Here is a 25,950-nt window from a genome sequence, read left to right as displayed (position 1 = left end):
CTACCTTTTTTAAGAATTTCCAATATGGAATTTAAAGTAGCTCTCATAGAAGAGTAAACATATGTATCAATATTAATCAATGAGGTCGTGCCCTGCGTCCTAAAGCTATATGTAGACATAGATAAATGCTCATAAAAATCAGAATAATCTTTTATTTCATCGAATAAAATATGATTTAGGTATGCATTACTTAGATCACAGATTTGCCTTTGATCTTGCGCAGGAAAAATATGATTTTTGTTTTCATTATTCATATTCAGTTTTTAATCCGATCAGCTAATCCAAATCATTTATATCATGATCTTTTGAAATTTGGGAAGTTGGGGGCAGATATCGTTGGCCTTCTAAAAATCAACGAATTTGCCCCCTTGAATTGTATGCTTATTTAACTAGCGACAAGAAATCTGAAAACATATCGGTGAACTCAAACCGTTCAGTGTCACCATCAAAATAAGACTCCATTTCCCTAATATTTCTAGCACTCATTAAAACCCAGTAATCTTCTATTATATTAGATTTGCGAGTCCCTTTTTCTCGACCAATAAGTTCTTTTGCATCACAAGTATCAGTAAGAGTAAATTGACTTCCTTCAGGAAGCGACAAACAATCTAAGTGAATATAGTTTTCAGGTTCTCGTTTACGTGTTATATATGCTTTAATTCCGTCAGCTTGCATATCTGCAACTTTATCAATATTTTGTTGCTCTTCATTCGTTCCTTTATCTGAGTCCAATAAAACACAGTACGGAATATCAAATTGCTTAGCTAGTTGTAATGTTTTCCAATGCTTCAAATTACCACATCCACCAATAGGAACTAGAGCAAATCTTTTATCTTGGAATGTATGTTCAATATAACCAGCCTCTTTTAGCTTTTCAGCAGTATGCTCCACAAAAGTAATATCACCTTTGCCTTCGACTAGAAGCATTGCTTGAGCATATTTCGAAATAGGGTCAGGTAACAGGCCTAATGTATCTGCCACTTTACTAAATACTTCATTAGATCCCATTTGAATTATTCTATTTTGGCCTTCTCTTTCAATAAACCTCAAGCTTTCAAGAGGTAATAACCCAGCTAAAGTTGGAGTATGTGTAGTCAACATTACTTGGCTATTTGAGGTATTCGATAGTTCCATAAATGCCTCAATTAACATACGTTGATGATCTGGATGCTGAGAAGTTTCCGGCTCTTCAAAAGCAAATATAATATTATTTCCATCATCAGCTGTTCTTCTTCGCTCAGCTTCAGCTCTAAAGAAGTTTAAAAGAATTAACCTCCTAACCCCGCTTCCTCTCTTATTTATTGAAATATCATCCTCAGATTTAATCGATAATTTAAATTGTGAGGCAAAATTAGGTTCTGTTTTGAACTCAGGAATTAATTCATCAGCTAAGTCTGGAGACATCTCACGAAGCTTAGTTAAAGTTCTGTTTGCGGTTTCAATAGCTTTTGCTCTTACTTCATTTTTAATATGCCCTATTTCATCACTGAGCTCTGATAGTGCTTGTTGCACTGCAATTTTCATTGGGTCAGTAACTTCTTTATCATCATCTTTACTAGGCCGATCAGATTGAAATAATGCATAAAGAGGTAGGTAGTTTTTTATTGAATCAAAAATTCTTTTACTGTCTTCTTTGTCAACAAGCAGATCTATACTCGATAAACTTAACTCGTCAACCTTGGCTCTTATTGCTTGTCTTATTGAAGAATTAACATTAGCGTTATAATTTTCAATACCTACTCCGAGTTGATTAGCTCTTTCTCTTAATTCAGTGCGCTTTAAAGTTAAGAGATCGTCTACTAAATCAGTTGTTGGATGATTACAAACGATATATATTTTTTCTTTAGGATTCGCTGCCGTAGCAGTATAAACTTTTTTAATTTCAAGGTTTCCATCTGAGTTAAGAAGATATTCATCTGCTAGCGATGTAGGAAAAGCGGAATCTAGAATTATCTGTTGTGGGAGCTCCTTAAAAATACAAGTTATCTCAATTAAGTTATTATCTGCATTTATATTTAAGTCATCTTTCTCACATTTAACCAAGGAGTTATTAAAAAAAATTTCTAAGGCTTCAAGTACTGTTGACTTCCCAGCATCATTTTTTCCAATAAATGCTGTCAGATTACTGATCGAAATAGGTATTTCTGAACCATAACCTCGGAAATTCTTTAATTTAATTGATTCTAATTTCATAGTTTCTATCCTTGATATTAATGTCAAAATTTAAAAAAATAACAGAGTTTTATCAGGACACGCACGCTAAGAACCTAGAAAACACTGAGTGTTTAAGGTGTGTACCATTCTGACACAATAAATTTTTACCAATTAATTCCAGTAACCTTTTACTTATACACCAAAAAATCCTTACAAACCACTGACAACTATCAAACCTAACACTCTCTTTTATCCATCAACCTGCCAACCGCCCTAATCGCCATGCCCATCATCCCTGTGCCTATGGTTTCAAGGGGGGAACGATTCGTTCCTCCTCGATGCTTTAAAGGCATTTATGGGGTCGGCATTTCACCGACCCCCTTTAACCGCGACACAAGAGACTTAGGGGCGCCCTGTTTTAGGGCTCCCTTCCACTAAGAAAGAGCTGACCTGACCTACCAAAATAGTAGTTCAGCTTAAACACTAGCTCGTTCGTTTATCCGTCAAGCTTCCATCGGCTCTTGTGGCAACGTCCATATTGCCCATCATGCCTTGGGCAAATTCGGCTTTGAGCCTTTCTATCACTTGGTCGCTGAGTTGTTGGTCGTAACTTGGGTTGCCTGTCGGTGTTAGATGGATGGTTGGCGAAAAGGTGATGCTTTTGTTGTGGTTTTGTAGCTGTTGGCTTTTCGCTGCGATATTCGCGGGGGCAGGTTGGTCGGTTTTGTCGTCTGCAAACCAGCCACCTATTTTGCTGCCGATCCATTCCCCTAAAGAGCCACCGCCCATGCCACCTGCGATGGAGCCAACAATGCCCCCAATGGCGGTGCCTATAATGGGCACGACGGAGCCAATGGCGGCGCCAGCTAAGCCGCCCGCCGCCGCGCCTCCCAAGCCCCCTGCCATGTCGCCTGCGGTGGCACCGATTTGGGTGCTGTTGCCTTGGGAGATGGCGGAGTCAAGGCCAACGCCTTGGAGGGCGATGTCGAGCGGTCTGAAGAGTTTGCCCGCGCCTTTTAGTACGCCGCCTGCGATGCCCCCCATGGGAATGAGTGAACTGATTCCCCCTGCTGCCCCCGCTAGGTCTGCCCCGGTCATGGCTAGGTCGGCAACGTTAGATAGGCCGCTGGCATTGGCGGAGCCTGAGAACATGCCCAAGGCCGCGCCGCTGCTGAGTAGGCCTGCGAGCCGTCCGTATTTGCCCAAGCGAAAGCGTCCGCTGAGGCGGGATGGTCTGGCTCGTTTTGAGGTGGCTTTTCTGCCACTGGATCGACCTTGTAGGTAGTCTCTTTTGCGTCGTTTGCGTTCCTCTTTGCTAAGGCGTTCGCCCCCGTAGGCGGTGGGGCTTTGTCGTGCGCCTGCGCCGAGGCTGTTGAGTTTGCGATTTAAGCGGTCAAGGGAGCGTGAGGCTCGGTTGGCGCTTTGGGTGGTTTGGTCGGTTGCTCGGGTGAGTGTGGCTTTGCCAAGGTTGAAGCGGTCGCGCCCGTTGCCAAGAGTGAGTTTGGCGAGTTTGAAGGCGATGGCTCCGGCTTTGACGGCGGCAATGGCAGCGGCCACGCCCATTAGACCTGTGGCCAGTTTGGGGTTGGCTTCGGCAAAGTTGGCGACGCTATCGACCACGGACATGAGCGGCGGTAAGACGGCATCGAGCACGGGCAAGAGCCGATCCCCAAGAATGATGGTCATGCGGTCGAATTTGGCCCCGAGCATGTCGAGGCTGTGGCCTCGTGTGGCGGCGCGGTTGGCGTATTCGTTGTTGACGCTGTTGGCGCGGTCGGCTTGTTTGGCGACTTTGCCAAAGGCGGCGACGAGGCCGTTTTGGTCGTCGTTGCTTAGGTAATTGGTGGCATCATCAAGGTCTACACATCGACTCAGAGCATCAGACAATGGGCTTTTCGGAATATCGATATATTGGCTTTCTTGTGCAAGACGCTCAAGCCGTCACCTCACGCTTAAAAATTGAAGCCACGTTCTATATTCTCCGGTGCAATATCTGGTGCAGATTTGGTGCAAAACTTTGGAAAACATAGCATATAAGCGGAAAAGTTTACAATTTGAAGGAGTGTATAGAAAACGATGAAAGCCAGAAACGGCGGGGGTTTGGAGGGGATAAGAAAATTTAAAGCAAAAAAAAGCACCACTAAGTGGTGCCCGGGACCGGAATCGAACCGGTACGATATTTCTATCGCAAGATTTTAAGTCTTGTGCGTCTACCAATTTCGCCACCCGGGCATTGTCTGATATGGAGGCCGGAGTCGGAATCGAACCGGCGTTCACGGAGTTGCAGTCCGCTGCATGACCACTCTGCCATCCGGCCTTTATCAGATCACTTTTAAGATGGAGCGGGAAACGAGGCTCGAACTCGCGACCCCAACCTTGGCAAGGTTGTGCTCTACCACTGAGCTATTCCCGCGTCTCAAAAGACGGTGCCTATTCTATGTATTTGAGCTTTCACGTCAAGGAAAAATTCTAAATAAATAGCCTACTTAGGCACTTTTTTTCATTTTGATTACTTTTTATCCCAATGTTTCGGCATAAGGTCTGGCCAAGCCGCTTTGAGATAAATATACATAGACCAAAGTGTGAGCAAAGCGGCAATCAACAATACCGATTGACCCATAACAGCGTACTCTGTGCCAGGCTGCGTTCCCAGCAAGATAAAAATCGCCAACATTTGCATCGTTGTTTTTAACTTACCAATGTAAGAAACGGCCACACTGGCACGTTTACCCATCTCGGCCATCCATTCGCGCAATGCAGAGATCACAATCTCACGACCAACAATCACCGCACTGGCGAGCGTCATCAGAGGATCAGAATAATTCGCAACAAGCATCACCAACGCCACAGAAACCATTACCTTGTCCGCCACGGGATCAAAGAAGGCTCCAAAAGGGGTGGTTTGATTCAAGCGTCTTGCCAAGAAACCATCTAACCAGTCAGTAAAAGCCGCAACAGCAAAAACAATTGCACATGCATAATAGCGCCCTTCCCATGGCAAATAGTAAATGCCGACCAAAATAGGGATCATAAAGATCCTTACAGAGGTTAATATATTTGGTATGTTCATTTGCTTCCTATTTTAAACACAAGATGTACAACACAAAATCTGGCTAGTTTTTATGGAGGTACAGGTAGATTTCTTCAGCTTTTTTGGCACCTATTCCCTTCACTTTTGAAATATCTTCTTGACTCGCAGCCAGTAACCCCTGATATCCCCCAAAGGCAGAAAGCAACTCCTTACGACGATTTGGACCAATCCCAGGAATGTCCTCCAACACAGAATGTCGGCGCTTTTTGTCTCGACGGCGACGATGGCTTTTCACAGCAAAGCGATGCGCCTCATCCCGAATATGCTGAATCAAGTGCAAAGCAGCGGAATCGGGCGGCAATACCACCTCGTCTTCTTTAGAGCCTATGTACAAGGTTTCCAAGCCTGGCTTACGTGTGTCCCCTTTCGCTACGCCCAATAGAAAGACATCCACCAGACCAAGCTCTTTGAGCACATTTTCCGCCTGTGTCAATTGACCTTTACCGCCATCAATGAGAACCACGTCTGGCTTTTCCAACTCACCACTTTTAACACGTTTGTAACGGCGTGTTAATGCCTGTTTCATCGCACCGTAATCGTCACCACCTTCAATGCCTTCAATATTAAAGGATCGATAACGTTTTTTATCCGGTCCATCAGGCCCAAACACAACACAAGAAGCCACTGTCGCCTCACCGCTAGAATGGCTAATATCGAAGCATTCCATGTGCGCTGGTGGCTCTTTAAAACCCAATATTTTTTGCAATGCGGTGACACGACTAAAGTGATTTCGCTTGTCTGACAGACGAGCCTGCAAGCCCTGCTCAGCATTGAGCTTAGCCAGATCCATCCAGCGAGCACGCTGACCACGAACATTGAACAACAACTCGATACGCTTTTGTGTGGCGGCAAAGATTCCGTCTACCAACACTTGCGCATCATCCAGTTCGTGGCTGGTAATCAGCACTTTCGGCAATTCTTGCACACCACTGAGGTAAAATTGCGCAATAAAAGACGAAAGTAATTCGCTCTCAGTAATCTCAATCGGCATTTTTGGGTAATAACTTTTACTGCCCACGACTTTACCGTGTCGCACCATCATTACATGTACACACAAACCACCAGGTTGAATTAATGCGGCGATCACATCCGCATCCCCTGTTTGTCCGTATACATGCTGCTGCTCTTGAATGTGCTTGAGCTGGATCATCTGATCGCGCAATTCGGCAGCACGCTCAAATTCCATATCCATGGCAGCTGCTTTCATCTTATCAGAAAGCTCATTGGTCAGTTCCTGGTTTTTTCCTTGCAAAAACATTCTCGCATGACGAACATCTTCATCATATTGATCATCATCAATCAAGCCAACACAAGGCCCAGAACAGCGCTTAATCTGATATTGCAAACAGGGTCTTGAACGATTGGCATAGGTACTATCCTCACACTGACGAACTTTAAATACCTTTTGCATGGTACTCAAACTCTCTCGCACCGCCGTTCCATTAGGAAAAGGGCCATATAACTTGCCTTTTTCTGGTTTATTACCGCGCCGAAACAAGAGTGCCGGGTGACGATGGTCAGATAGGAGAATATAAGGATAAGATTTATCATCCCGAAGTAGGATGTTATAAGGAGGCCGATGCTGTTTTATAAGCGTTTGTTCTAACAGTAACGCTTCTGTTTCACTCTGGGTGACGGCGACCTCAATGGCGTCAATGCGGCTCACTAGCGCCATGGTCTTCGTGGTTAGACCCGTGGCACGAAAATAACTCGACACACGGTTTTTAAGATTTTTGGCTTTACCGACATATAACAACTCACCTTTACCGTACATACGGTAAACACCTGGGCGAGTCGTTAGATTACTGACAAAATGCTTTGGATCAAACGCTATATGACTCAAACAAACCTCGTTGACTACCCCATGCCCAGCACGTTGTAGCGCACAGCCAAGTGAATCAATTCTACATCACTCTCTATGTTCAGCTTAGAGAAAATGCGTGTACGATAAGTACTCACTGTTTTCGGACTAACATTTAAATGCTCTGCAATCTCTGTGGACTTTTTACAATCCACTATCATTTGCGCCACTTGCAATTCACGATCAGATAAAGCTTCTAAAGGAGAACCTTTACTATCAATGGAGAATTTTGACAGGGCCATTTTCTGAGCGATGCTTTTCGAAATATAGTGACCACCTTTTTGCACCGTTTCCAACGCTTCAAGCAGCTCTTCGGTATTTGTTCCTTTCGTCAAATAGCCAGATGCCCCCGCTTCCAACAATTTAGTAGGATACAAGCTGTCATCCAAAGCAGATAATGCAATCACTTTGATTTTCGGTAGGATGCGTTTAATTTCCTTGGTGGCCCCTAAACCGCCAATGCCGGGCATGTGAACATCCATCAAAACGATGTCAGGTAATAGTTTTCTCGAGTGAGAAATCGCGTCTTCACCGCTGCGAACGATACCAACCACATCAACGCCTTTGATGTCTTGTAGTACACGACTAATACCCAAGCCAACCATATCATGATCATCAACAATCAGCACTTTTAACAAGAAATCACCTCACCACTCTCTTTACATTACCGCGAAGTATGGATGTCATCAAAGAGGCCAGACCCAATACTATGTGCCCCACATTATCGCGTCCAAACTCCCTCAAAACAAGCATTTAACACCCGTTTTCATTCTGGCAATGTACCAGTGTACCCCAAGACTTTAAGCTTTTCCTTGCTTATCTTGCGATATTGTTTACGGATACCTGACCCTGGCGTCTTGTGAATATAGTAAAACATCGGAGCAATTTCTTCCTCTGCTAATGAAAGCGCTTTCGAAATGGAGCGAATCAAATCATCGATGTCTAACGTCTGCTTATCTTCGATCATAAACACTTTAGGGAGGCTTAAACGCTCCCCAGATATAACACGATCTACAATTTTAAGATAATTCGTCTCAAAAAGCGGCCAAGAAACATGCTCTTCCTCAGTTTTTAATTTATACCAGCCTGTCTGCGCGCCTGCAAAGTAAACAGCAGGATGCGTCCATTTATAGGTCAATGGATCGCTTCGACATTGACACGCCTCATAATAGGCAGAACGAGGATCCAGCAAACCATACGCTTTATAAGCGGTATGAATCAACTTTAAAAACTCAGAAATGGTCGGTGGCCAAGCGTAAACCTCTTTGGTCCGTTCTACAGCATACGCCAATAATGGCTCTTGAAAACCTTTTAGTGCGACCGCCCACTCACGTTTTGCTAACTTTACTTCGTCAGGAGTGCTGTAGGCCGAAGCGAATTTATGAGTATAAATCGCCTTAAACCGAGCAAACAGCATATTCACCAATACTCGCGTTTGTTGCTGTGCCTCATCTTGCTGCTGAGCCTGATAAGCGGCTTGCTCACCAGTCTGTGTCGTGGATGTTGCTGAGGGCGTCGCTAACTTGTTCGCGAGAGGTTTTACTAAATTTTGAACTGCTTGAGGTTCCTTCATATGAAGACCGATCCGATTGTTTATATTGCCACTGACGTTTTACGTATTTAAAAAATTCACTGTTCCAGGTTCTTACATTTTTACGCTGCTCTTTGATCCTCAACAAGAATTCAGCTTGCAAGGACAAAGCAAACTCACGCGAGATACCCGATTGGGCAATTTGTTCGAGTGTCGCCTCCTCTGGTTGCCATTGATCTGGCTGTCGGGCACGTTCTTTTTGTTCTAAATACAAATCAAAATCGGTTACGCCACGTCGATCATTCACCACAGGGGGCTGTGATCGTGGATTATGTTCACGCGACGAACTCCTAGCCGGATAAGTCGCCGACTGTTGCTTGGGCGTAAAATGCGACTGCGGAGAACTCTCCCCCGACGGATTATTTGGAACTCCACCAGCATAACCAGAAGAATTTTTCTCACGAGACGCTTGATGCAGGCGATTCATTTTTTCCATCAACCTATCGTCTGACTGAGCACTAGGAGGAGCACTCTTCATCGAATCAGATGGGATTGTCCCACCAGAACCAGTATTTGATGTCCCCATGCTTTTAGAAGCCAGCTGAATCTCTAAGGTTTGCTCTTGTTGTTTAAAGTGCAATAACTGACTCATTTGCAAGTTGTTCAGTAAACGCATCAAAATGGGCACCGTCCAGAACGGCAGCTGTCTATTAAGATGGCTAATTTCCATGCGTAATGCTGGCGCATTGAACATATAGGCTTGCTGCCTTAAAAAAGTCAACAACACCGTTTCTTCCAGACCAATCTGTGCGGCCAAAGAAAATGAAATCGGCAATGAATAATCGTTATTTAACATAATTCTCGCTTCACACGTTTAGCATGACAGTCTAGCAAAAGCTGATGGTATAAGCACGATAACCTGCACATAAGACAGACTGCAATCAATAGATTTTTCTTTCATCCATAAAGTTATGACAGTAGCGTGACCGTTAAATTAAATCCCATTGACAGCTTCATCGCCCACTTCTATGCTGAAATGGTGGAGAGAAAATGTCTTCACCCTAAAGCCAACTTTACTGAGGAGAAAAGTTGTATGCATACAATCAACATTACTGGGCACCACATTGATGTCACCCCTGCAATCAAAGATCACATCACTGAGAAATTTAACAAAGTATCTAAGCTGACAGACCAAATCACCACGGTTAATGTCACGCTACAAAAAGACAATAAAAAGCAAAAAGCCGAAGCGACCCTTCATCTTCCAGGCAAAGAGATATTCGCTGCCGCCTCCTCTGAAGATAGGCTATTTCATGCGATAGATGCCATGATAGACAAGCTAACAAAACAAGTTGATAAGCATAAAACCAAACAAAGCGCTGCCACCCACAAAGCGGCAGTCGTCTCTTAGTCTTCTATTTTCAGCGTTCTCGCTGTTAAAGAACACGCTGATTAAAAATAAGACATCCCAAAACACCGAGACACCTCTCGGTGTTTTTGTGTGTGTTAACGAATGCACTACAAAACCTCACTTGAAATTTGGAACTAACAGCCTCATATTGAGTCGTAAGGTATATTAACTTTGAAGGAGTACCACTCATGCGTTACACAGATGCCCTTTCGACACACTCGTCAAAATCGGCCAATAAGACGCTCCGCAACACTTATGGTTTGCTATCGTTAACCTTACTGTTCAGCGCCTTTACTGCGGGAATGAGCTTGGCTTTTAACCTTCCGCATCCTGGCATTATTATCACGTTAGTAGGCTTCTATGGCTTGCTTTTCTTAACCTATAAATTCAAGAACAGCCCCGCTGGTCTTTTGTGTGTATTCGCCTTAACTGGCTTTATGGGGATCACACTGGGGCCTATTCTGAATGCCTATCTAAGTATGGCAAACGGTGCAAGCTTAATCATGAGCGCCTTAGGCATCACGGGCCTGTCTTTTCTAGGCTTGTCTGGCTACGCTATTGTATCGAAAAAAGACTTTAGCTTCCTCGGCGGTTTCTTGACCGTTGGTTTCTTTGTCTTGTTATTCGCGATGATCGCTGGCTTTTTCATCCATATGCCAGCACTGCAGATCTTTATTTCAGCTGGCTTTGCCCTGTTCTCTGCTGCTGTGATCTTGTTGCAGACAAGTGAAATCATCCGTGGCGGTGAAACAAACTACATCATTGCAACTGTTAACCTTTACGTCTCTTTGTATAACATGTTCTTGAGTGTTCTATCACTGCTTGGCATGGCAAATGATGACTAATTAATTTGCTAGTGAAACACCTTAGAAAAGGCCGCTGCACGCGGCCTTTTTTATTGTTAAACTTGTGCAACAAAATTCTAGTACATTATACCCAAGGTCGAAACCATGCGTTATGCACTCCTCATTACTGGCTCCCCTTATCAAAGCAAGGCTTGCCACAGCGCATTACGGTTTTTAAAAGCCGCACTGAGTAGCTCAGATCATGTTCTAGAAGGTGTTTTCTTCTATCAAGATGCCGTGCTTATTGGCAATAAACTGACACAACCTCCCCGAGATGAGCTGAATTTAACGGCAGCATGGCAAAGCCTCGCAAAAGAACACCAACTACCCCTTTCGCTCTGTATAGCGGCTTCTGTGCGTCGTGGCATTATTGATGAGAAAGAGAGCCAGCGTTATGAGCTGACTGAAAGCTCTCTAGCGGATGGCTTTCAGCTAGAGGGTCTTGGCAGACTTGTTGAGCTCATCAACACTACCCACAAAGTGATTCAGTTTCGGTAATCCAATGAAAAAAACACTTATTCACCTAACCACCTCACCTTATACAGGACTCGCCTGTAAGGAAGGGTTAGATCTCGCTCTTGTTCTAGGCACCTTTGAGCAACAGGTCGATATTTGCCTTTCCGATGCCGCCACAGCACTATTGTTTGTCAATCAGGATCCAAGTAGCGAGCATGGTAAACAGCTCCATAAGCTACTTGATGGCCTAGAATTCTACGACATCAACAATGTATTCATTGAAAATAACAAACTCACCAACAAAACTGAGATTTGGCCAAACACTCAAGCACTCAACAAAGAAGAATGGCACTCGTTATTTTCCAAATATGAACATGTATTCAGGTTTTAATCATGCAACTGCATCAGCTTAACCAGCACACTTACTCTGAAACCATCGAAGAAACTTGGCAACATAGTTTGCAAAAAGGCGACGCCTTGGTACTCATCGAAGAAGCTATCTTGCGAACCATCCACCAGAAAAAAATGCTAACGTCACTGATAGAAAAGCAAGGTATCTCGCTTTATTATCTGCAAGCAGATGCTCAGGCTTATGGCCTCACACCCGATATTGGCAATGCTCTGGACGATACTCAATGGGTGGACATAACACTGTGCGCTGATTCAAACATTAGCTGGTAAAAGACATGACACATCACTCTGATCATCTTGCCTTAGATGAAGAAGGCTATTTACTTAATTTAGACGACTGGACTCCCGAACTGGCCGAAGCACTCGCCGCCAAAGAAGACCTAACACTGTCTTCGGAGCATTGGGAGATCATCCATTTATTACGACACTTTTATCAACAATTTGAGGTCTCTCCTGCCATGCGTCCCTTAGTGAAAGCCGTCACAAAAGAGCTTGGCCCAGAAAAAGGCAAGAGCATCTATTTGATGAAGCTATTTCCTGGCAGCCCACCCAAGCTAGCCGCTAAAATTGCAGGTTTACCCAAACCAGCAAACTGTCTATAAAACAAGAAAACAAGAAGAAAAAGGCGCTATTTACGCCTTTTTCTTCTTTGTTAAACGGCTTTTTAAAAAGTCTGCTTAATCAATACTTTCCATGCCACTCAAGCTTGCTTTGCAATGTCACCACCTCTCCAATAATCAACAAAGCTGGCGATTTCACACCATTATCGGTTACCACTTGGTGGATATTGCGAATGATCGAAGTAAACACCCGTTGCTCTGACGTGGTGCCTTTTTCAACAACCGCAACCGGCATAGAAGGCTTCATACCAAATCGAATCAACGATTGGCTGATTTCTTCAAGCCCTGTTAGCCCCATATAAATGACCAAGGTTTGCGCAGGATGAACCAATTCATCCCAAGGTAGCTCCGTTGTACCGTCTTTTAGATGCCCCGTTAAAAAGCGCACTGATTGAGCGTAGTCTCGATGAGTAAGTGGAATCCCCGCATACGCCGCACAACCCGCTGCCGCTGTCACACCGGGCACCACTTCAAACGGCACTCCCTCTTCTACAAGTTCTTCTAGCTCTTCGCCACCACGCCCGAAAATAAAAGGATCACCGCCTTTAAGACGAACCACCACCTTACCCTCTTTGGCCTTTTTCGCTAATAGGCTATTGATCTCTTCTTGAGGGAGGCTATGCAAGGATTTCGCTTTACCCACATACATTTTTTCAGCACTGTCTGGGATCAACGCAACGATATCCGCCCCCACTAAGCGGTCGTAGAGCACCACTTCAGCAGTAGTAATCAGACGATGTGCCTTGATGGTTAATAAATCGGGATCCCCTGGACCTGCACCGACTAGATAGACTTTACCAGCCATATTTCTTCTCTTGCTATCATTTACAAAAAAGCCTCCTTAGAAAGAGGCTTTTGAATTATCACTTCAATGTCACTCAATACATGATCACTGAGTACGATATTGGCAAATCAAGCTTATGCTTTACCAATCACTGTTTTACCGCCCATATAAGGCACCAGCACATCAGGAACACGCACAGAACCATCTTCATTTTGATAGTTTTCAAGTACCGCAACCAAAGTACGACCCACGGCCAAAGCGGATCCATTTAAGGTATGAACCAATTCAGGACGGCCTGTTTCAGGGTTACGCCAGCGAGCCTGCATACGACGTGCTTGGAAATCCCACATGTTTGAGCAAGAAGAGATCTCTCGGTACTTATCTTGACCCGGCAACCATACTTCTATGTCATAGGTTTTATGGGCAGAGAAGCCTAAATCGCCACCACATAAAACAACGGTACGATAAGGAAGCTCTAACTTCTGTAGAATCACCTCTGCATGACCAACCAGCTCTTCAAGTGCTGCCTCGGAGCGATCAGGACGGCAGATGTGCACCAATTCAACTTTCTCAAATTGGTGCTGGCGAATCATACCACGTGTGTCACGACCATAACTGCCCGCTTCGCTCCGGAAGCACGGTGTATGAGCAACAAACTTTTTATGCAGATCCACATCGTTGAGGATCTCATCACGTACTAGGTTAGTGACTGGCACTTCGGCAGTTGGAATCAAGTATAAATCATTGTTTCCACTGTCTTTATCCACAGGCACTTTGAACAAATCTTCTTCAAACTTAGGCAGCTGCCCCGTTCCCTTTAAAGAGTGAGCATTGACCAAGTAAGGCACATACACTTCTGAATAGCCGTGAAGGTCCGCATGAGTATTGATCATAAACTGCGTTAAGGCACGATGAAGACGCGCTAGTTCGCGATACAGAACCACAAAACGGGAACCCGTGATTTTAACGGCAGTTTCAAGATCTAATTGCTCTAAAGCGGCCCCTAGATCCACATGATCTTTAGGCTGAAAATCGAACGCTTTCGGCTCTCCCCAACGGCGAATCTCAACGTTATCGTCTTCAGAGGTGCCTTCAGGAACCGACTCATGGGGAATATTGGGAATTCCCTCTAACAGACTCTCCAGTTCTTCCTGAATTTGATTTAACTGTGCCTTCGCACTTTCAAGATCATCACCTAAACTGGCTGTCTGTGCTTTTAACTCTGCCGCTTTGTCTTTATCGCCCGCTTTCATCGCTTGGCCGATTTCTTTAGACACGGAATTACGGGACTGTTGCAGTTGCTCTGTTTCAACCTGAATCGATTTACGGCGCTCTTCTAAAGAAGAAAAATGAGCGACATCCAGCTCATACCCTTTTTTCTTAAGCTGTGCCGCAATGGCTTCTGGATCAGCGCGAAGCGCTTTAATATCTAACATCTGTGCAACTACGTCCTCTAACAAAAATGATCAACAATAACGATCGAAAATCTGATTGAAACCCAATCAGCGAAATAACGGGATCAATCTCAACCCGCTTAAAAACGTTCTATTTAAAAACTCTTTATTCAAAAACTCTTTATTCAAAAGCAATGCACTAAAAAGATCCCCCTGCATCAGCGGCAATCCTTAAAGCAAGCAGGTCAATAATAAATAGCTTACGGCACTAAGCCAAGCGTCCATATTGATCAAGGAGACAATTTCTAAAGAAAAGGTAAAAAAAAGTGGTTATTGGGTCTAAAACCGCGTATTACCCAAGTCTCTACTTTAATGATCTTCTGGGTAACGCTTCACTAAACTGCTCGCATCCAAATCCGACAGCCATTCTAATTTATCCCCAATTTTCTTTTCAAGGCCACGTTCTGTCGGGTAATAATACCGCACCTGGGCAACTTCCTCTGGAAGATAGTTTTCACCTGCCGCATAAGCATGTTCTTCATTATGAGCATAACGGTAGGTCTCTCCATGCCCCATACTTTTTGCTAGAGACGTTGGGGCATTACGCAGGTGAACAGGCACCTCATAACTTGGTTGTGATGAAACATCCGACATGGCTTGGTTAAACGCTTTATACACAGCATTACTTTTAGGTGCGCACGCCATATATACAGCGGCTTGAGCAATCGCTCGATTGCCCTCTCCGGGGCCAACACGCTCAAAGACATCCCAAGCATTCAAACCAATTTGCAAGGCTCTAGGGTCGGCATTACCGATATCTTCAGAGGCAATGGCCAATAGACGACGTGCAATATACAAAGGATCGCAGCCACCATCCAGCATTCGCGCCATCCAATATAATGCGCCATCTGGTGACGAACCACGAACAGACTTGTGAAACGCCGATATTTGATCATAAAAGGCATCACCGCCACGATCAAAGCGCCGCACACTGCCCCCTAACACATCCTCAAGATGTTCATGGGTGACTGGCACACCAGGCCCAACAAAATCCGACAATATTTCCAGAAAATTCAACCCACGACGAATATCACCGTCCGCCGCTTGCGCCAGAATCGACAAGTCATTATCGCTCAGTTGCAAGCCAGCTTGTGCAACCCCTCTTTCTGAATCTGCTAAAGCTCGCTGTAAAACCGCTTTAATATCTTCAACGGAGGGGGTTTTCAGTCGATAGACTCGGGCGCGCGATAAGAGCGCTGAGTTTAACTCAAATGCAGGGTTTTCCGTTGTGGCGCCAATAAACAAGAAAGTGCCATCTTCGATGTATGGTAAAAAGGCATCTTGCTGGGATTTATTAAAGCGATGCACTTCATCAACAAACAGCACCGTTTGCACGTCACGCATCATCCGCATTTGCTTCGCTTGATCTACTGCGGCTCGAATATCTTTCACGCCGGACATCACCGCCGACAACTCAATAAACTGAGCCTCTAACGCATGGGACAATAACTGAGCAAACGTGGTTTTACCAACGCCTGGCGGTCCCCACAAAATGAAAGAATGGCAATGCCCTGTTTCCACCATACGACGCAACGGGCGCCCCTCACCCACAAGATGAGATTGACCGATATAATCGCTCAATTGTCTGGGGCGCATTCGAGCGGCTAAAGGCTGATAAGACCCCGCCTGTTGATCGGCAAAGAGGTCTTCCATTATTGCCCTTCTTGAATCACGTCCACGTCATCAGGAACGGCTAAAGAAAATGTCTTCGCAGGCTCACCGGTATGAAATTCCACGTCTTTAAAGTGAATAATGGTCGTCTGCCCCAAGCCATCCAAAATACTCATATCAGAAATTTTGCCATCTTTAAACGACAAGGTGAGCTGTTTAAACATGTTGTCATCTTGGTTTTTTGGCTCTAAACGAAAACGGTTAGCATCGAGTTTAGTCACCTTGTAATTTGGCAAAATTTTCGCTGCTGGCATCCCCAACAACGCAGCAGGAGAACGCCCGACCTCACCAGACAATGGTTTTTTGGTGGCTTGCTGTAAATCCACATCCCAGATCATCACCGTTTTACCATTCGAGATGATGCGCTGAGGGTAAGGTGCGACACTGTTCCATAGAAAGCGACTTGGCTTGGCAAGTATAAACACACCATCACTTTCTTGGACTTGTTTGCCCGATCCATCGTACGTTTCTTGATGAAACGCCCCTTTTATATCGCGGTTATGTTCCAAAAGCTGGCTCAATTGCGCCGTTGCACTGTCATTATCTGTGGCGGCAAAAGCAAGATTACTGAACCCTGTTAGCACCATCGCCACTATTAGCATCACTCTATAAATCAAAATACTCTCCTGGAAATTTTTCCTGCGTTGTTACTCAGGAATCAAAATATCACGTTGTCCATTGGTACCCATTGGCCCCACTAATCCGGCGGCTTCCATAGCTTCTACAAGATTTGCTGCCCGATTGTAACCGATTTTTAAGCGCCGCTGGATGGAGGAAATGGAGGCTTTACGTGTCTCAATGACAATTTTCACCGCCTCATCGTAAAGGGCATCTTTGTCTTCTGTATCCTCACCACTCATCAAGTCTTCTGGATTAACGACCACATCATTAATGTAGTCAGGCTCCCCTCGCTCTTTCCACTCCTCCACTACGGCGTGAACTTCTTCGTCAGATACAAATGCACCATGCACACGAATTGGAGTAGGCAAGCCAGCGGGGAGGTAGAGCATATCCCCCATCCCCAGCAGTTGATCCGCCCCACCTTGATCCAGAATGGTTCTAGAGTCAATTTTTGATGACACTTGGAACGCCATTCGTGTCGGAATGTTCGCCTTGATCAATCCGGTGATTACATCTACAGAAGGACGCTGAGTCGCCAAAATCAGATGAATACCTGCCGCCCGTGCTTTTTGAGCGATACGCGCAATCAGCTCTTCTACTTTTTTACCCACAATCATCATCATGTCGGCAAACTCATCAACGATGATGACAATGTAAGGCAATGGCTCCAAATGCGGCACCGTTCTCGCCACGCCATCTTCTGAGAACATCGCCATCTCAGGCTGCCATAGCGGATCTTCCAGCGGCTGACCCGCCTCAATGGCTTCACGCACTTTCTTGTTATAGCCTGCGATATTACGCACGCCCAATTTCGACATCAACTTATAGCGGCGTTCCATTTCATCAACTGACCAGCGTAAGCCGTTGGCGGCATCTTTCATATCCGTGATAACAGGGGTCAGCAGATGGGGAATCCCTTCATAAATCGATAATTCCAACATTTTGGGGTCAACCATGATCATACGTACTTCGTCCGGCGTGGACTTCAGCAGCATACTGAGGATCATCGCGTTCACCCCAACAGATTTACCCGAACCGGTTGTCCCTGCCACCAGCACATGAGGCATTTTTGCTAGATCCACCACCACTGGCTCACCAGAAATATCATGACCAAGGGACAAGGTTAAAGGCGAGGTGGCTTTATCGTACATCTCGCAATTAATCACTTCAGAAAAATACACGGTATCGCGTACTTGATTAGGAATCTCGATGCCTATGGTCGACTTACCCGCAATGACCTCAACCACCCGCACACTCATCACGCTCATAGAGCGGGCTAAATCTTTAGCTAGGTTAGTAATCCGTGAGACTTTTACCCCAGGAGCTGGCTGTATTTCAAATCGCGTAATCACAGGGCCAGGGTTAACTTCGACTACCTCAGCTTTAACGCCAAAGTCTTGCAGACGACGCTCTAACAACTCTGACAAGCCGACAAGTTCATCTTCCGTGTAGCCGCCCTGTTTAGGTCTGGGCTTCGCTAATACGGAACGATCTGGCAAAGAGTAGGTTGGCTGAGAACGTGACGACTCTTCTTCCGAATAAGGCCCATTAATGCTGTCTAACTGCTTAGCTTCAGATAAAGTGCGAAACGCAGGACGATGTGTCGATCCTGCACTGTCTATCTCGTGGTTACTTGTCTGTGGCGCAGGCGCTTTTGTTACTGACGCCACACTGGATGTTGTCTCTGGAATCATTGCTGCCGAGGCACTTGGGCTGGCTTTAGGTGCAGACGTAAAATCAAGCGGCTCTTCCATTTCCTCATCTAACATCAAATTATTGCTATTAGCCTGACCATTTCGAGAATATTTTGCCTCATCCGCCCGTTTCTTCTGCTCGGCGTTGTGCAACGCTAGCGACTCTTCCTCTTCTATGTACAAGGTGTCGCCAACGGGCACATCAGCATCTTCCCACGATAGATCATCAAGACCATCAAAAACAGGCTCTTCGTGGGATATGTCATGTTCTTCTTTTGTTTTTGCAGATTTAGAGCGAGAGAATAACCTAGCCAACGAAAATCGCTTCTTACCCGTGGATTCCTCATCCTCAACCGCTTCAACGGGAGACGCATAAGACTCTTCAGCGCCTGCTTTTGCCTTGCTTTCATGGACCAATCTTCGCTTGCGCAGAATAGCGGGCTCATCTAATTCATCATCAAGCACATCCAGCGTCGTTTTCTTCCCTTTGGAAGTACTTGGGGTGGAAGCTTTCACCTCTGCTTCATCTGGCGCTAACAGTGCTTCTTGAGCGAGTCTTTCTACTTTGGCCGCTTTTCTAGCGAGACGATAATCATTTAGTCTGACAATCAGGTTATACACTCTTGCCCCTAAGCCATCGATTACCGCCATCCAATGTACTTGGGTTAACAGAGTAAACGCCAAAATAACTAAAGCAAGCCCGACCAGCGTTGCCCCATCGTAGCCAATAAAGCGATATAACAGCTTCCCCAGCCCACGCCCTAATATTCCTCCTGTACCATACTGCAAAGAGGTATTGCCCACGGTATGTAGATAACAAAGCATCGAGCCAAAAGACAAATACAGAATAGAACCGATCGTGCACAACAACGCATTATTGATCGCCAGCAATTTATGCGGGTTACGCCATAAAATGATCACCACCCACAAAAATAAGGGTGGCAATGAATAAAACAAAGAGCCAAAAAAGCTGGAGAACAAATCAGCAATAAGCGCACCAATTGGTCCCATCGAATTATGTATCGGCCCGCCGCTACCAGAATAAAACCAGCCGGGGTCATCTGGACTGTATGTGTACGTTGCCAAACCAAAGAAAAGCAAAAACAACAAAGCAGCAATGAACACCGCCTGTTTGGCAAACACATTCCAAACGGGTGATCGTCCAGACTCACTCACTTCTTCAGCCAAAACACATCCATCCTGTTACTATAAGTTAGATAAAAATAAATTAGGTAAAATAAGGGCTCCAGAGCGGAGCAATAATACGCCAAGCTTAACATAAAAAAGCGTCACCAAAGAATTGAGCTTTTACTTTTACAAACTTCTTGCTTGTCGTAGAAACACAACAGACTAACTATCACTTTAAAACACAATGACTCTATAATAGATTGTTTTTTAAGGGCCTTTGAGTAACACGCAACTAAATCCGTTAACCGTCTTAAAGCCACGCTTCCAAATAAACATTAAAGGACGCAAACCGTATGCCTCAGCATCATCAAACAGATCAAAAACCAAACGATTCCTCTGAAAACACTCAACAGGAATTAATAATACTGAGTGACGATGTTCTTGATACTCCCAATCCTCACAATGCACTAGACGACCCAGAAGGCCTTTGCGCCGTTGGCGGAGATCTCTCCTCAGAGCGTTTGATCCATCTATATAGTAAAGGCTTTTTTCCTTGGTACAGTGACCCAGATCCAATTTTATGGTGGCACCCAAAAGAGCGCTGTACACTCATCCCTGGTGATTTTCACGCATCCAGATCCTTGAGAAAAGCGGCTAACAGAGACAATTGGTCATTTAGCCTTAATCATGACTTCGACAGCGTCATCCACCACTGTGCAGAATTACGCGCCCAAAAAGAAGGCACTTGGATTTCTGACGACATTAAAAACGCTTATAAGAATTTACACAAGCTAGGCTTTGCTCATTCCTTCGAATCTCGAATTAATGGCAAACTGGTTGGCGGATTTTATGGCGTCGCGATGGGCAACATGTTTTTTGGCGAGTCTATGTTTTCACTCTATCCTAATGCATCAAAACTTGCACTCAGAGAATTTTGCTACCGCTCTGAAGAGTATCAAATTGAACTAATAGATTGTCAGGTTGAGTCGGATCACTTGTTGACACTGGGCGCCAAACTCATGACGAGAGCAAAGTTTGTTGACACGCTAGAAGCATTGATCCCCTCGCCAGAAAAAAACCATTTATTGAATAATCAGGCCATTTTTGGCATCAAAACGCCCAATTTCTGAAAATAACCTTCACCTAAATAGCATCTAAGTTTGCCTTACGCCGACTTTTTAGGCAAAATATGCCTCGATCAAAATTCAGACATCGTTAGACTTAGTAAAGAGACTTTCAACTAAAGGTCCGGTTTTAGTCGTTTAGCGATAAATCGGTTGAAGAAGAGACTCCAACTCTCCTTGCCGTCTGCGAATTAACCCATCGGTTTGGTTCGCGCGTCTACTAATAAATTTAGTTAATACCATAGGACACATATTGTGGCAAAAGAAGAAGGCTTAGAAATGGAGGGCACGATCATTGATACGTTGCCTAATACCATGTTCCGTGTCGAACTAGAAAATGGACACGTTGTAATTGCTCATATCTCTGGAAAAATGCGCAAAAACTACATCCGTATTTTAACTGGCGATAAAGTAAAAGTAGAATTGACACCATACGATCTTTCTAAAGGCCGTATCGTTTACCGTTCTCGTTAATTCATTGCCCACCCAATGCTTGAGACCAAACATTGGTGTATTGCAATAGAAACATAAAAAAACCGGACTGAGTCCGGTTTTTTTATGACTTGCCTTTCTATTCTCTATCCACAGTTATGCACTATCAAATAGAAAAACTCATTAGTTAGTCAAAGCAACGTTAATGCACAACAGCTTCTTTGACGACATCAAATTTAAGCTCATCTCGTTTTTCATCCAATGTCACCTTCACATTCCCCCCCTCATGCAAATCACCAAATAGAATGTGATCGGCCAGTGGTTTCTTTAGGTGCTCTTGAATAACGCGAGCCATTGGGCGAGCCCCCATCTGACGGTCATAACCTTTGCTCGCTAACCAGCCTCGAGCGGTATCGGAAACTTCCAGTAATACGCCTTTAGGATCCAATTGAGCCTGCAATTCCACTAGGAATTTATCCACGACGCTAAAGATAATTCGCTCATCCAATTGTTTGAACTGAATGACGGCATCCAAACGGTTTCTAAATTCTGGAGTAAAGGTACGGTTGATAATCTCTAAGCCATCGGTTGAGTTATCTTGACTAGAGAAACCAATCGAGCGTTTTGCTAACTCTTCTGCCCCAGCATTTGAGGTCATCACCAAAATCACGTTCCGGAAATCGGCTTTACGGCCGTTGTTATCCGTGAGTGTCCCGTGATCCATGACCTGCAATAGCAAATTAAAGACTTCCGGATGGGCTTTTTCAATCTCATCCAGCAATACCACACTGTGTGGATTCTTAGTAACCGCTTCTGTCAACAGCCCACCTTGGTCAAAACCGACATAACCTGGTGGCGCACCAATCAAACGAGACACCGCATGACGTTCCATGTACTCAGACATATCAAAGCGAATTAACTCAAGCCCCAATTGTTTAGCAAGCTGTTTGGTTACCTCAGTTTTACCCACACCCGTTGGCCCTGCCATTAAGAAAGAACCTATTGGTTTTTGCTCTGCCTTCAAACCAGCACGAGACAATTTAATCGCAGAAGACAGTGAGTCAATCGCAGCATCTTGCCCAAACACTACCATTTTCAGGTTGCGCTCCAAGTTAGACAGGACCTGACGATCATCAGAGTTAACTGCTCTAACAGGGACTCGAGCAATCTTAGAAACGATGTCTTCAATATCGGATACAGTGATGATGCTCTTACGCTTATCTTCCGGTTGCAAACGTTGATAAGCACCCGCTTCATCCACCACATCAATGGCTTTGTCTGGCATATGACGATCGGTCACATAACGCTGAGCCAATTCTGCAGCAGCCAGTAACGCAGGCTCTTCATATTTGATTTTATGATGCTCTTCAAACGCCCCAATGATACCTTTGAGAATTTGATAAGTATCATCAACACTTGGCTCATTCACATCAATTTTCTGGAAACGACGAGCCAAAGCGTGGTCTTTTTCAAACACACCACGGAACTCTTGGAACGTGGTTGATCCGATGCAACGTAATCCACCCGAACTCAACACAGGTTTCAACAAGTTAGAAGCATCCATCACCCCGCCAGAAGCGGCGCCAGCACCAATTATGGTATGAATTTCGTCGATAAATAAAATGGCATTGGGTTGTTTTTTCAGTTCACCCAAAAGATGTTTAAGGCGCTTTTCAAAATCACCACGGTATTTAGTACCGGCAAGCAAAGCCCCCAGATCTAAAGAGTAAACCACGCCATCGGCAATCACATCTGGCACTTGACCATCGACTATGCGCTTAGCCAACCCTTCGGCAATGGCGGTCTTACCCACACCGGATTCACCGACGAGCAATGGGTTGTTTTTACGACGACGAGACAGGGTTTGAATCACCCGCTCAACTTCGTATTCACGACCAATCAATTTATCGATTTTGCCCGCTTTAGCTTCTTCGTTTAGGTTGGTGGCAAATTTTTGCAATGGTGCTGCTGATCCTTCTTCGCCTTCTTCCTCTTCTTGCTCCATCCCTTGAGAGGATGCATTACCTAATTTCGAGATGCCGTGTGCCACATAATTAACCACGTCAATGCGAGCCACACCATGGCGTTTTAATAAATAAACGGCTTGGCTTTCTTGTTCACTAAAAATAGCGACCAACACATTGGCACCCGTGACTTCACGTTTACCAGAAGACTGTACATGAAAAACCGCACGTTGCAGCACGCGCTGAAAGCCTAAGGTGGGTTGAACTTCGCGCTCTGTGTCATCATCAGGAATCAGCGGTGTAGTACTATCGACAAACTCCTCAAGCTCCTTACTGAGCGTTTCTAAGGCAACGCCACAGGCAGTTAGGACGGTCGATGCCGCACCGTTACTGATCAATGCCAGCAACAAATGCTCTACCGTCATGAATTCATGGCGCTTGTCACGCGCCGCTTTGAAGGCATTATTTAGGGTCTGTTCTAGCTCTTTATCTAACATTGCTATTCCCTCACTCTGAGTCAGTCGACTTTTTCTAAGTCACACATTAAGGGGTGCTCATTTTGCTCTACGAACTGTTGTACCATTGCCACTTTGGTTTCTGCAATATCAAATGGATAAATACCGCAAACCCCTTTCCCTTTTTGGTGAACCTCCAACATCACCCGATTGGCTTTTTCCCCATCCATCGAAAAAAAGCGTTGAAGAACAAATACCACAAAATCCATCGGTGTGAAATCATCATTGAATAACACCACTTGGTACATGGATGGTGGCTTCAACTCCGTTTCGTCTGGCGCAAGGGCTATATTAGAATGCCCAAACTGATCCTCATCTTCTGATATTAGTCTAATTTGTTGATTTACAATCATCCCATGCCTCTGAGGCTACAATTTTTCACATAATTCACCATAAAAAGGTGCATTACAAGCTTATACGTACACACATTACCACTTGGATTTTACAAATTCCAAAAGGGCTTCTATCCTCAATAATGAAAGGGTTAAAATGTGCAACCAATGTTTATGATTAAAATCATAGCACGAAAACAACTTAACATTTTGAACCTATTAAGTAAGTCATTACATGCTTTAAATACGTTATGCAGCCCTTTAATAAACACTTTACGTGATAATTCAAAGCGCTGCGAATTATTAGCCATTTATGGTAACTAGAGTAAATAAGGAGTGACTCATGCACAGTGGATCCGTTAAGTGGTTCAACAATGCCAAAGGCTATGGTTTTATCGTTTGTGAAGAATTTAATGAAGATTTATTTATTCACTATTCTGCCATCAAGGTAGAAGGCTATAAAACGTTAAAAGCCGGACAGACCGTAACCTTTCAGGTTGAGCCTGGTAAGCGTGGCCTTCATGCCATTGACATCACCCCACTAACAACCAGCCAATCAGATGCTCCCCAAAAAGAAGAGAAAGGAGAGATTGCTCAGCAAAAACAAACCGCTTAACAGCCACCCCTTTGAGCCAAGGCGGCGTATTACGTCGCCATAGTGCGCTTTTTTTGATATCTTACCTGTTATAGTCAATGTATACAGGTAGGCTTTTTAGTGTCCATTTAACCTGCCCTTTACTTGACAACCGTCATTCACCTGAAGATTGTAATCACCCCATGAGTTCTTCCCTTATAGCCTTTAACAAACCCTTTCGAGTACTCAGTCAATTCTCCACTGACGATGATAAAACCACATTGGCTGCGTATATCGATGAGCCAGGCTTTTATGCTGCTGGTCGTCTGGATTACGACTCAGAAGGATTGATGCTGTTAACGAATCAAGGAGCAATTCAGCACATCGTCGCCTCACCCGACTTTAAATGGCCAAAAACCTATTGGGTTCAAGTAGAAGGCGAGATAACAGACCATGCACTCGAACAACTTCGTCAAGGTGTCGAACTAAAAGACGGTTTAACCAAACCCGCTCAGGCCTCACGTTTAGCCACACCAGATCTTTGGCCAAGAACCCCGCCAGTTCGTTATCGAGAAGCGATTCCGACGAGCTGGATAGCACTACAAATCCGTGAAGGAAAAAACCGTCAAGTACGCCGTATGACCGCTGCTGTCGGCTTCCCTACACTACGCTTGATTCGCTATGCCATAGGCCCTTATACCTTAGAGGACCTACATTCAGGTGCTTGGCGTTTTGCAGACCCCACCAGTGAACTTATTCAAGAGGTAGAGCATTTTGAAAAACGAAGAAAGAGGCAGACTGCCACACCTAACCGTCGCCGCCCTGGTGACAAGACGCCATCCACACCTAGAAGCAAACCAATATCTCATGGTAAAAGAGTGGCAGGACGGACAACTGGTCATCAACCAGCCCGCCGGACACGTCGAAAATAATGAAAGTGTCATCGAGGCGGTCATCCGCGAGACAAAAGAGGAGTCTGGTTGGATCGTTAAACCAATAGGCTTACTGGGTTTGTATGCTTTTACACCATACGAAGGAGCAGACACCTACCATCGCCTTTGTATTATTTGCGACCCAGTAAGTGCAACGAACGAACCACTCGATGCAGATATTGATTCTAGTCATTGGCTCACCTATGAGGAAATCATGGCGCTCCCCCATCGCAGTCCATTAATTAAGACGTGCATTGAAGATTTCATAAACAACCCTATTATTTCCTTATCATTCTTGTCTGATCAGCACTTATCGCCTGTGCCGACCTCGCAAAAATGAAGTAC

At 44.7% G+C, this 25,950-nt stretch carries 25 protein-coding genes, 3 tRNA genes and 1 pseudogene; 11 read left to right on the top strand and 18 right to left on the bottom strand.

The window, feature by feature from the left end; all coding sequences use genetic code 11:
* The 11 genes and pseudogenes from JHD45_RS22140 to JHD45_RS01815 form a co-directional block, all read right to left on the bottom strand.
* A pseudogene (locus tag JHD45_RS22140) lies at nt 1-254 on the bottom strand (hypothetical protein); the annotation flags it as partial.
* Between the two features lie 127 nt (nt 255-381).
* A complete protein-coding gene (locus JHD45_RS01860; protein ID WP_199474482.1) occupies nt 382-2,193 on the bottom strand; it encodes an ATP-binding protein in 1,812 nt (603 codons plus the stop codon).
* Between the two features lie 444 nt (nt 2,194-2,637).
* The gene (locus tag JHD45_RS01855; protein WP_199474481.1) at nt 2,638-4,041 is read right to left on the bottom strand and encodes a phage tail tape measure protein; all 1,404 of its coding nucleotides are present in this window, start codon (nt 4,039-4,041) and stop codon (nt 2,638-2,640) included.
* Between the two features lie 258 nt (nt 4,042-4,299).
* Nucleotides 4,300-4,386: transfer RNA gene (locus tag JHD45_RS01850), tRNA-Leu, on the bottom strand.
* 11 nt (nt 4,387-4,397) lie between these two features.
* A tRNA-Cys gene (locus JHD45_RS01845) sits at nt 4,398-4,471 on the bottom strand.
* A 21-nt stretch (nt 4,472-4,492) separates the two neighbouring features.
* A tRNA-Gly gene (locus JHD45_RS01840) sits at nt 4,493-4,567 on the bottom strand.
* 96 nt (nt 4,568-4,663) lie between these two features.
* Nucleotides 4,664-5,224: a CDP-diacylglycerol--glycerol-3-phosphate 3-phosphatidyltransferase gene (gene pgsA / locus JHD45_RS01835; RefSeq protein WP_067013958.1), complete on the bottom strand. Its 561-nt coding sequence runs from the start codon at nt 5,222-5,224 to the stop codon at nt 4,664-4,666.
* Nucleotides 5,225-5,267: 43 nt separating this feature from the next.
* The gene (gene uvrC / locus JHD45_RS01830; RefSeq protein ID WP_199474480.1) at nt 5,268-7,088 is read right to left on the bottom strand and encodes an excinuclease ABC subunit UvrC; all 1,821 of its coding nucleotides are present in this window, start codon (nt 7,086-7,088) and stop codon (nt 5,268-5,270) included.
* A 14-nt stretch (nt 7,089-7,102) separates the two neighbouring features.
* Nucleotides 7,103-7,744 (bottom strand): response regulator, encoded by a 642-nt coding sequence (locus JHD45_RS01825; protein ID WP_199474479.1) that lies wholly within the window; start codon nt 7,742-7,744, stop codon nt 7,103-7,105.
* A gap of 128 nt (nt 7,745-7,872) precedes the next feature.
* On the bottom strand, nt 7,873-8,679 hold the full coding sequence (locus JHD45_RS01820) for a replication protein P (protein ID WP_233407502.1): 807 nt from the start codon (nt 8,677-8,679) through the stop codon (nt 7,873-7,875).
* On the bottom strand, nt 8,588-9,493 hold the full coding sequence (locus JHD45_RS01815) for a DnaT-like ssDNA-binding domain-containing protein (protein WP_199474478.1): 906 nt from the start codon (nt 9,491-9,493) through the stop codon (nt 8,588-8,590). Before JHD45_RS01815 ends, JHD45_RS01820 begins: the two co-directional genes overlap by 92 nt.
* A 237-nt stretch (nt 9,494-9,730) precedes the next feature.
* Between JHD45_RS01815 and hpf the strand changes: the two genes are divergently transcribed.
* The 6 genes from hpf to JHD45_RS01785 all read left to right on the top strand — a co-directional run bounded on the left by hpf (nt 9,731) and on the right by JHD45_RS01785 (nt 12,362).
* Nucleotides 9,731-10,048 (top strand): ribosome hibernation-promoting factor, HPF/YfiA family, encoded by a 318-nt coding sequence (hpf, locus tag JHD45_RS01810; RefSeq protein WP_199474477.1) that lies wholly within the window; start codon nt 9,731-9,733, stop codon nt 10,046-10,048.
* A gap of 188 nt (nt 10,049-10,236) precedes the next feature.
* On the top strand, nt 10,237-10,893 hold the full coding sequence (locus tag JHD45_RS01805; RefSeq protein WP_199474476.1) for a Bax inhibitor-1/YccA family protein: 657 nt from the start codon (nt 10,237-10,239) through the stop codon (nt 10,891-10,893).
* Nucleotides 10,894-10,998: 105 nt separating this feature from the next.
* Entirely contained in the window at nt 10,999-11,391 is a 393-nt protein-coding gene (gene tusD, locus JHD45_RS01800) for a sulfurtransferase complex subunit TusD (RefSeq protein ID WP_199474475.1), read from the top strand.
* A gap of 4 nt (nt 11,392-11,395) precedes the next feature.
* On the top strand, nt 11,396-11,740 hold the full coding sequence (locus JHD45_RS01795) for a DsrE family protein (protein ID WP_199474474.1): 345 nt from the start codon (nt 11,396-11,398) through the stop codon (nt 11,738-11,740).
* A 2-nt stretch (nt 11,741-11,742) separates the two neighbouring features.
* Nucleotides 11,743-12,030, top strand: a complete 288-nt coding sequence (locus tag JHD45_RS01790) for a DsrH/TusB family sulfur metabolism protein (protein WP_199474473.1) — start codon at nt 11,743-11,745, stop codon at nt 12,028-12,030.
* Nucleotides 12,031-12,035: 5 nt separating this feature from the next.
* Complete coding sequence (locus tag JHD45_RS01785; RefSeq protein ID WP_199474471.1) at nt 12,036-12,362, top strand: TusE/DsrC/DsvC family sulfur relay protein; 327 nt, start codon at nt 12,036-12,038, stop codon at nt 12,360-12,362.
* 79 nt (nt 12,363-12,441) lie between these two features.
* On the opposite strand, the gene cobA is transcribed toward JHD45_RS01785, so the two are convergent.
* The 5 genes from cobA to JHD45_RS01760 form a co-directional block, all read right to left on the bottom strand.
* Complete coding sequence (gene cobA, locus JHD45_RS01780) at nt 12,442-13,185, bottom strand: uroporphyrinogen-III C-methyltransferase (RefSeq protein ID WP_199474469.1); 744 nt, start codon at nt 13,183-13,185, stop codon at nt 12,442-12,444.
* 113 nt (nt 13,186-13,298) lie between these two features.
* Nucleotides 13,299-14,600 (bottom strand): serine--tRNA ligase, encoded by a 1,302-nt coding sequence (serS, locus tag JHD45_RS01775; protein WP_199474467.1) that lies wholly within the window; start codon nt 14,598-14,600, stop codon nt 13,299-13,301.
* A 327-nt stretch (nt 14,601-14,927) separates the two neighbouring features.
* Nucleotides 14,928-16,271 (bottom strand): replication-associated recombination protein A, encoded by a 1,344-nt coding sequence (locus JHD45_RS01770; RefSeq protein ID WP_199474465.1) that lies wholly within the window; start codon nt 16,269-16,271, stop codon nt 14,928-14,930.
* Nucleotides 16,271-16,906 (bottom strand): outer membrane lipoprotein chaperone LolA, encoded by a 636-nt coding sequence (lolA, locus tag JHD45_RS01765; RefSeq protein ID WP_233407501.1) that lies wholly within the window; start codon nt 16,904-16,906, stop codon nt 16,271-16,273. The genes JHD45_RS01770 and lolA overlap by 1 nt, the downstream gene beginning before the upstream one ends.
* Nucleotides 16,907-16,936: 30 nt before the next feature.
* Nucleotides 16,937-19,792, bottom strand: coding sequence for a DNA translocase FtsK (locus JHD45_RS01760; protein ID WP_233407500.1), 2,856 nt, complete (start codon nt 19,790-19,792; stop codon nt 16,937-16,939).
* A gap of 293 nt (nt 19,793-20,085) precedes the next feature.
* Here JHD45_RS01760 and aat point away from each other — a divergent pair, with 293 nt between their 5' ends.
* Together aat and infA are read left to right on the top strand one after the other, a co-directional pair.
* On the top strand, nt 20,086-20,862 hold the full coding sequence (gene aat / locus JHD45_RS01755; protein WP_199474463.1) for a leucyl/phenylalanyl-tRNA--protein transferase: 777 nt from the start codon (nt 20,086-20,088) through the stop codon (nt 20,860-20,862).
* Nucleotides 20,863-21,111: 249 nt separating this feature from the next.
* On the top strand, nt 21,112-21,330 hold the full coding sequence (gene infA, locus JHD45_RS01750) for a translation initiation factor IF-1 (protein WP_067013924.1): 219 nt from the start codon (nt 21,112-21,114) through the stop codon (nt 21,328-21,330).
* A gap of 160 nt (nt 21,331-21,490) precedes the next feature.
* On the opposite strand, the gene clpA is transcribed toward infA, so the two are convergent.
* On the bottom strand, nt 21,491-23,749 hold the full coding sequence (gene clpA, locus JHD45_RS01745) for an ATP-dependent Clp protease ATP-binding subunit ClpA (RefSeq protein ID WP_199474462.1): 2,259 nt from the start codon (nt 23,747-23,749) through the stop codon (nt 21,491-21,493).
* Between the two features lie 20 nt (nt 23,750-23,769).
* Nucleotides 23,770-24,120, bottom strand: coding sequence for an ATP-dependent Clp protease adapter ClpS (clpS, locus tag JHD45_RS01740; protein WP_199474461.1), 351 nt, complete (start codon nt 24,118-24,120; stop codon nt 23,770-23,772).
* A 322-nt stretch (nt 24,121-24,442) separates the two neighbouring features.
* Here clpS and JHD45_RS01735 point away from each other — a divergent pair, with 322 nt between their 5' ends.
* The 3 genes from JHD45_RS01735 to JHD45_RS01725 all read left to right on the top strand — a co-directional run bounded on the left by JHD45_RS01735 (nt 24,443) and on the right by JHD45_RS01725 (nt 25,945).
* Nucleotides 24,443-24,715 (top strand): cold shock domain-containing protein, encoded by a 273-nt coding sequence (locus JHD45_RS01735; protein ID WP_199474460.1) that lies wholly within the window; start codon nt 24,443-24,445, stop codon nt 24,713-24,715.
* Between the two features lie 161 nt (nt 24,716-24,876).
* Nucleotides 24,877-25,605, top strand: a complete 729-nt coding sequence (locus tag JHD45_RS01730; RefSeq protein WP_199474454.1) for a pseudouridine synthase — start codon at nt 24,877-24,879, stop codon at nt 25,603-25,605.
* The gene (locus JHD45_RS01725) at nt 25,499-25,945 is read left to right on the top strand and encodes an NUDIX domain-containing protein (protein ID WP_325097254.1); all 447 of its coding nucleotides are present in this window, start codon (nt 25,499-25,501) and stop codon (nt 25,943-25,945) included. Before JHD45_RS01730 ends, JHD45_RS01725 begins: the two co-directional genes overlap by 107 nt.
* Nucleotides 25,946-25,950 lie beyond the last annotated feature (5 nt).

It is taken from the genome of Marinomonas spartinae (assembly GCF_016461715.1).
Classification (GTDB): domain Bacteria; phylum Pseudomonadota; class Gammaproteobacteria; order Pseudomonadales; family Marinomonadaceae; genus Marinomonas; species Marinomonas spartinae_A.
This window is presented reverse-complemented; position numbering and strand designations above follow the sequence as displayed.

Coding starts and splice junctions, on each gene's coding strand:
- pgsA (WP_067013958.1), bottom strand. CDS start 5,224: ATGAACATACCAAATATATTAACCTCTGTAAGGATCTTTATGATCCCT.
- clpA (WP_199474462.1), bottom strand. CDS start 23,749: ATGTTAGATAAAGAGCTAGAACAGACCCTAAATAATGCCTTCAAAGCG.
- JHD45_RS01820 (WP_233407502.1), bottom strand. CDS start 8,679: ATGAAGGAACCTCAAGCAGTTCAAAATTTAGTAAAACCTCTCGCGAAC.
- JHD45_RS01815 (WP_199474478.1), bottom strand. CDS start 9,493: ATGTTAAATAACGATTATTCATTGCCGATTTCATTTTCTTTGGCCGCA.
- JHD45_RS01860 (WP_199474482.1), bottom strand. CDS start 2,193: ATGAAATTAGAATCAATTAAATTAAAGAATTTCCGAGGTTATGGTTCA.
- JHD45_RS01795 (WP_199474474.1), top strand. CDS start 11,396: ATGAAAAAAACACTTATTCACCTAACCACCTCACCTTATACAGGACTC.
- hpf (WP_199474477.1), top strand. CDS start 9,731: ATGCATACAATCAACATTACTGGGCACCACATTGATGTCACCCCTGCA.
- JHD45_RS01730 (WP_199474454.1), top strand. CDS start 24,877: ATGAGTTCTTCCCTTATAGCCTTTAACAAACCCTTTCGAGTACTCAGT.
- JHD45_RS01770 (WP_199474465.1), bottom strand. CDS start 16,271: ATGGAAGACCTCTTTGCCGATCAACAGGCGGGGTCTTATCAGCCTTTA.
- cobA (WP_199474469.1), bottom strand. CDS start 13,185: ATGGCTGGTAAAGTCTATCTAGTCGGTGCAGGTCCAGGGGATCCCGAT.
- JHD45_RS01790 (WP_199474473.1), top strand. CDS start 11,743: ATGCAACTGCATCAGCTTAACCAGCACACTTACTCTGAAACCATCGAA.
- aat (WP_199474463.1), top strand. CDS start 20,086: ATGCCTCAGCATCATCAAACAGATCAAAAACCAAACGATTCCTCTGAA.
- JHD45_RS01805 (WP_199474476.1), top strand. CDS start 10,237: ATGCGTTACACAGATGCCCTTTCGACACACTCGTCAAAATCGGCCAAT.
- clpS (WP_199474461.1), bottom strand. CDS start 24,120: ATGATTGTAAATCAACAAATTAGACTAATATCAGAAGATGAGGATCAG.
- JHD45_RS01785 (WP_199474471.1), top strand. CDS start 12,036: ATGACACATCACTCTGATCATCTTGCCTTAGATGAAGAAGGCTATTTA.
- tusD (WP_199474475.1), top strand. CDS start 10,999: ATGCGTTATGCACTCCTCATTACTGGCTCCCCTTATCAAAGCAAGGCT.
- serS (WP_199474467.1), bottom strand. CDS start 14,600: ATGTTAGATATTAAAGCGCTTCGCGCTGATCCAGAAGCCATTGCGGCA.
- JHD45_RS01735 (WP_199474460.1), top strand. CDS start 24,443: ATGCACAGTGGATCCGTTAAGTGGTTCAACAATGCCAAAGGCTATGGT.